Below are 4765 nucleotides of genomic sequence, written 5' to 3' on the forward strand. Positions count from 1 at the left end.
GTAAGCTATCAACAGGAAAAAGTATAGAACCGAATTAATTTGCAATAACTGAATATTGAATATGCGACTTGGATCCTAGAAACCAGAGGATTCAAGTCGTTTAGTTTTAAATGTTTTTGCCACTTTTAATATTGAAACTTTTGAACCATCTTAAAACGTTATATTTTTTTAGTACACTTATATTGCCCATGTAATTTCTCTTTAATTAGTTCTTATCAAGCAATTACTAGTTTTCCTTTGACTCAAAAAAGAAAACTGTTTAATATGTGTATAACATTATTGAAAGAAGGGGAATCAGTATGGAATACATAAGTTTATTAGGCGTTCTAGTTATTATACTTGGATTTGCTTTTAAATTAGATACGATTGCTGTCGTTGTATTGTCAGCTTTAGTAACAGCATTAGTATCAGGTATTGATTTTGTATCTTTTTTAGAAATTTTGGGCAAAGGTTTCATGGACAATCGTATGGTCTCACTATTCTTCTTAACTTTGCCAACAATTGGTATCATCGAAAGACATGGCTTGAAACAAGCCGCAGTCAATCTGATACATAAAGTAAAAGAATTAACACCGGGTAGAATTTTTGATATTTATTTGGCAATTCGTGAGCTTGCTGGTGTATTTGGTATTTCACTGCAAGGTCATGTTCAATTCATTGCACCACTTATCAATCCAATGGCACAAGCTGCCGGCAAAGTGGACAGCGTTTTTGATAATAATTCGTCTGATTTGATTAAGGGACAGGCAGCGGCTAATGAAAACTTCGGCAATTTCTTTGCTCAAAATTTATTTGTTGCTTCTTCTAGCGTTTTACTAATTGCTAGCACAATGAAGTCTTTAGGACACCCAGTATCTACAAACGGCATCGTATTGTATTCTATTCCAATGGCTGTTATTACCTTTTTGATCTGTGTATATTATAATCATCGATTTGACAAGCAGTTAGAAAAAGGAGGTAGCAGAAATGAACACAATAATTAACAGTTTGTTAACTACTTTTTATGTAATAATTGGTTTATTCTTCTTAGCAGCTGCTATCGAATCGGTCCGTGACAAAACTAATTCTGCTCGTTATGGTACAGGTCTCTTTTGGCTGTTATTTGCATTATTGTTCGTTGCTGGCGAATGGATCCCTAATGGTGTCAATGGGGCTATGCTTATTATCATAGCTATTCTGTCATTAACAAAGCAAGTAAAGGTTGGTCATATTAAAGAACTAGATTCAAAAATTGCTGCACATACGATTAAAAAAATTGGCAATTGGATTTTCTTACCCAGTATTTTGCTAGCAGTTTTAGCAATTTTAATTGCCCAGTTTACACCACTTGGTGGCCAAGTTGGTATTGGATTAGCAGCGATTATTTCTTTATTAGTCGCAATGTTTTTGACAAAGTCCAACGTTAAAACTTCGTATGAAGACGCTCAAAGAATGGTACGTTCTGTTGGAACAGCCGGTATTCTTCCACAACTGTTGGCAACTCTCGGGGTTGTATTTACCGCATCGGGAGTCGGCAATGCTACTTCTAAAGCAATTTCTGGTATATTTCCAGTTGGAAATCATCTTTTAGGTGTCGCACTGTATTGTATTGCAATGGCACTTTTTACTGCAATCATGGGTAATGCCTTTGCTGCTTTTGCTGTAATTACTGCAGGAATTGGAATTCCGTTTGTGGTTGCACAGGGAGGATCACCCGTAGTCGTTGCTGCTTTAGGTATGACTTCTGGCTATTGCGGAACTTTGTTGACCCCAATGGCCGCAAATTTTAATACATTACCCGTAGTATTAATGAAGATGAACGATCAATTAGGAGTCATTAAACGGCAACTGCCCATATCTTTAATTCTTTTAACAATTCAAATTATGTTGATGTATTTGTTAGCTTTCTAAAATAATAATCAAAAAGGAGAATGCAACAATGAAAATTTTAGTAACCGGATTCAATCCATTTGGTGAAGATAAAGTTAATCCCGCCATCGAAGCTGTAAAAAGACTACCGGAGACTGTTGAAGGAGCGGAAATCGTGAAACAAGAGATTCCAACAGTTTTTGGCAAATGTGCAGAAGTGACTCGTCAGGCAATCATAAGAGAAAAACCTGAATACGTATTGAGTATTGGTCAAGCGGGCGGCCGTTATGCCCTGACTCCTGAAAGAGTCGCAATAAATTTTGATGATGGCAGAATCAAGGATAATGAGGGCTATCAACCATTAGCAGTGCCGATTCAAAAAGATGGAAAAAATGCTTATTTTACGCAGTTACCTGTCAAAGCCATGGCTAAAGCAATACGTGCAGTCGGTATACCTAGTACTGTTTCAACTACCGCAGGGACTTACGTTTGCAACCATATTATGTATCAGGTACAGTATATGATTGATAAAGAATTTCCAAATTTAAAGGGAGGGTTTATTCATATTCCTTACCTACCTTCCCAAGTGACAGCTAAACCAGAAACTCCTTCAATGAGCTTAGCAAATGATGTAAAAGGGATCACTGCAGCTCTCACTGCAATTGTAAAAATGAATGGAAAACCGGATATTGACAGTATTGAAGGCAGTTTAAATTGAATAATGAACACTCAAATTTTTTCTTGAATATTCATAGTTTATTTATAAATCTGTGATGCAAACATTAAAATGTAATGTCATAAAAATCTAACAATAAATATAGAACGGATACCGACAACTCTCAAAAGAACGGTTCTGTACTATTTGAAATAGAATATTTCTAAAAAATAGGAAGTAGAAATCAAAATCGGTTTTCTACTTCTTATTTTCTTTGAACTAAATTTATTCAAAAAATGTTTTATATCTGTGGATAATTTTTGCGCTAACAGCTAAGTCACACTTTTATCCACAATTTAATTTGTGGTGCTGAACTTGCCCTTTTCTAATAGCTTTAACCATTCACACTTACAAACAACCGCAAAATATCTTGCTTATTTAATAGCACCTTCTGTCACGGAACTCATGACCTGCTTTTGCAATAGCAAGAACAAGATAATGATCGGGACCATCGACAATACAAGCCCAGCCAGCGCTAACTCCCACTCACTATTGGTTTCTCCGAAAAACATGTACATCTTGAGCGGGATCGTGTACATTCCATTTTTATTCACAACCAAAGATGGCAACAGGTAATCATTCCACAATTTCATCGCATTCAAGATAATAACCGTCCCTGTCATCGGATTGACTGCGGGCAAGATCACGTCAACAAAGGCCCGAAACGCGGGTGCCCCATCGAGAGTAGCTGCTTCATCCATCGATTTTGGAACACCCTGAAAAGCTCCGTAATACAAAATGATCGATAGTGAGACCGACAAACCAGTATTCATCAAGACCAGTGCTGTCCGATTCAAAAAGTTAAGCGCGCCAAACATCGACACTAAGGGGGATCATGATCGACTGGAAAGGAATCAACATTGTTGCTGCACATAAGTAATACACAACAGAACTCATTCGGACTTGGTGTCTGGTCAACGCATAAGCCGCAGCCGCCGAGATTGCCGTAATAACTACGACACTGCCGACAGTTATCAACACCGAATTGACAAAACTGTGCGTAAAGTCTAATGCCTGATAAGCCGTCTTAAAGTTATCCACAGTAAAGTCATGCGTAAACCACAGCGGATTGCTAAAGATCCCCCGCTTCGTTTTCAGTGAATTGACGACCACGATCACAAACGGATAGACCCAAACCAAGCCGACTAATGCTGCCAAACAGCCGTATATCAAACTTTGTGTCTTTTTATTTTTAGCTGCTTTTTTCATTGTCGCTCCCCCTTCCGGCTAAAATACAATTGTACGAAAGAAACTACCGCAACTACAATAAACAAAATTATCCCCGCTGCTTGTGCATAACCTTGCTGGAAATTGACAAACGCGGTGTTGTAAATATACATTGAGATCATTTCAGTCGAGCGATACGGTCCACCATTTGTCAGCGCTAAGTTTTGTTCGTACATCTTGAAGGAATTGGCTAAGGTCAAAAATAAACTGATCGTAAAGGCGGGTGCCAATTGTGGCAGTTTGACATGGAAGAAAGTCTGTAATTCACTGGCCCCGTCCAAAGTTGAGGCCTCGATCGAATTTTTCGGGATGGCGTTTAAAAATGAAATATACACCAGCATAATATATCCGCTCATTTGCCAGGTGAATAAAATCACCATCCCCCAAAAGCCAGTCGTTTCGTCACTTAACCAGCCATTAAGCCAACTTTGACTCAAGTTGACAGCCAGCGCTTTAAACGCGTTAGTAAAAATAAACTGCCAGATGAAACCTAACAATACTCCCCCAATCAAATTAGGTACAAAAAAGATCGTCTTCAAAGTATTGTTGAACCAGTTGTCTTTATGCGTCACGATCAAAGCAAAGATCAGACCGACCAGATTGATCAGGATGACTGAAACGACCGAAAATTTGACGGTTAGCCAAAAGCTTTGCAAAAAATTATAATCGTGAAATAATAGCTCATAATTTTTTAAGCCGATAAACTGCCGACTGATACCATTGGAATTGGTAAAGGAATCAAAATCTCCGTAAATAAAGAGGATAATAATGATTCCAATGATAAATACCAACGCCGGAATGATAAAGCCGTAGTATTGATGTCTCTTTAGCATAAGCCCACTCTCCTCACCGTTATGCCTGGCGCTCACTTCGCCAGAGTCTGCATCACATTCTCACTTGTAACTCTTACTTCACTATAGTTTGCGTTACATCCCAACTTGTAGCACTTACTTTGCCGGAGTTTGCGTCACATTC

Annotated in this window: 6 protein-coding genes; 3 read left to right on the forward strand and 3 right to left on the reverse strand. The window is 38.2% G+C overall.

Annotated features, from left to right (window positions below):
* The first annotated feature begins 299 nt into the window (after nucleotides 1–299).
* From FC65_RS08775 to pcp, 3 genes are read left to right on the forward strand one after another with little or no spacing between them, the layout of a single operon-like run.
* Entirely contained in the window at nucleotides 300–983 is a 684-nt protein-coding gene (locus FC65_RS08775) for a DUF969 domain-containing protein (protein WP_056972388.1), read from the forward strand.
* Nucleotides 967–1890, forward strand: coding sequence for a DUF979 domain-containing protein (locus tag FC65_RS08780; RefSeq protein ID WP_056972389.1), 924 nt, complete (start codon nucleotides 967–969; stop codon nucleotides 1888–1890). Before FC65_RS08775 ends, FC65_RS08780 begins: the two co-directional genes overlap by 17 nt.
* A gap of 28 nt (nucleotides 1891–1918) precedes the next feature.
* The gene (pcp, locus tag FC65_RS08785; protein WP_056972390.1) at nucleotides 1919–2566 is read left to right on the forward strand and encodes a pyroglutamyl-peptidase I; all 648 of its coding nucleotides are present in this window, start codon (nucleotides 1919–1921) and stop codon (nucleotides 2564–2566) included.
* 371 nt (nucleotides 2567–2937) lie between these two features.
* Here pcp and FC65_RS12910 read toward each other — a convergent pair whose 3' ends face one another.
* Genes FC65_RS12910 through FC65_RS08795 form a run of 3 tightly spaced genes read right to left on the reverse strand, consistent with a single transcriptional unit; the run spans nucleotide 2938 to nucleotide 4623 of the window.
* Nucleotides 2938–3360, reverse strand: a complete 423-nt coding sequence (locus FC65_RS12910; protein ID WP_235803113.1) for a carbohydrate ABC transporter permease — start codon at nucleotides 3358–3360, stop codon at nucleotides 2938–2940.
* A gap of 4 nt (nucleotides 3361–3364) precedes the next feature.
* Nucleotides 3365–3772 (reverse strand): ABC transporter permease family protein, encoded by a 408-nt coding sequence (locus tag FC65_RS12915; RefSeq protein WP_235803114.1) that lies wholly within the window; start codon nucleotides 3770–3772, stop codon nucleotides 3365–3367.
* The gene (locus FC65_RS08795; RefSeq protein WP_056972391.1) at nucleotides 3769–4623 is read right to left on the reverse strand and encodes a carbohydrate ABC transporter permease; all 855 of its coding nucleotides are present in this window, start codon (nucleotides 4621–4623) and stop codon (nucleotides 3769–3771) included. The genes FC65_RS12915 and FC65_RS08795 overlap by 4 nt, the downstream gene beginning before the upstream one ends.
* Nucleotides 4624–4765: the final 142 nt, after the last annotated feature.

Origin of the sequence: Ligilactobacillus acidipiscis DSM 15836, assembly GCF_001435755.1 — a bacterium.
Taxonomy (GTDB): Bacteria; Bacillota; Bacilli; order Lactobacillales; family Lactobacillaceae; genus Ligilactobacillus; species Ligilactobacillus acidipiscis.

Bases quoted from the DNA above. Each gene is read 5' to 3' on its own strand.
- FC65_RS08780 (WP_056972389.1), top strand. From the start codon at position 967: ATGAACACAATAATTAACAGTTTGTTAACTACTTTTTATGTAATAATT.
- FC65_RS08775 (WP_056972388.1), top strand. From the start codon at position 300: ATGGAATACATAAGTTTATTAGGCGTTCTAGTTATTATACTTGGATTT.
- FC65_RS08795 (WP_056972391.1), bottom strand. From the start codon at position 4,623: ATGCTAAAGAGACATCAATACTACGGCTTTATCATTCCGGCGTTGGTA.
- FC65_RS12915 (WP_235803114.1), bottom strand. From the start codon at position 3,772: ATGAAAAAAGCAGCTAAAAATAAAAAGACACAAAGTTTGATATACGGC.
- pcp (WP_056972390.1), top strand. From the start codon at position 1,919: ATGAAAATTTTAGTAACCGGATTCAATCCATTTGGTGAAGATAAAGTT.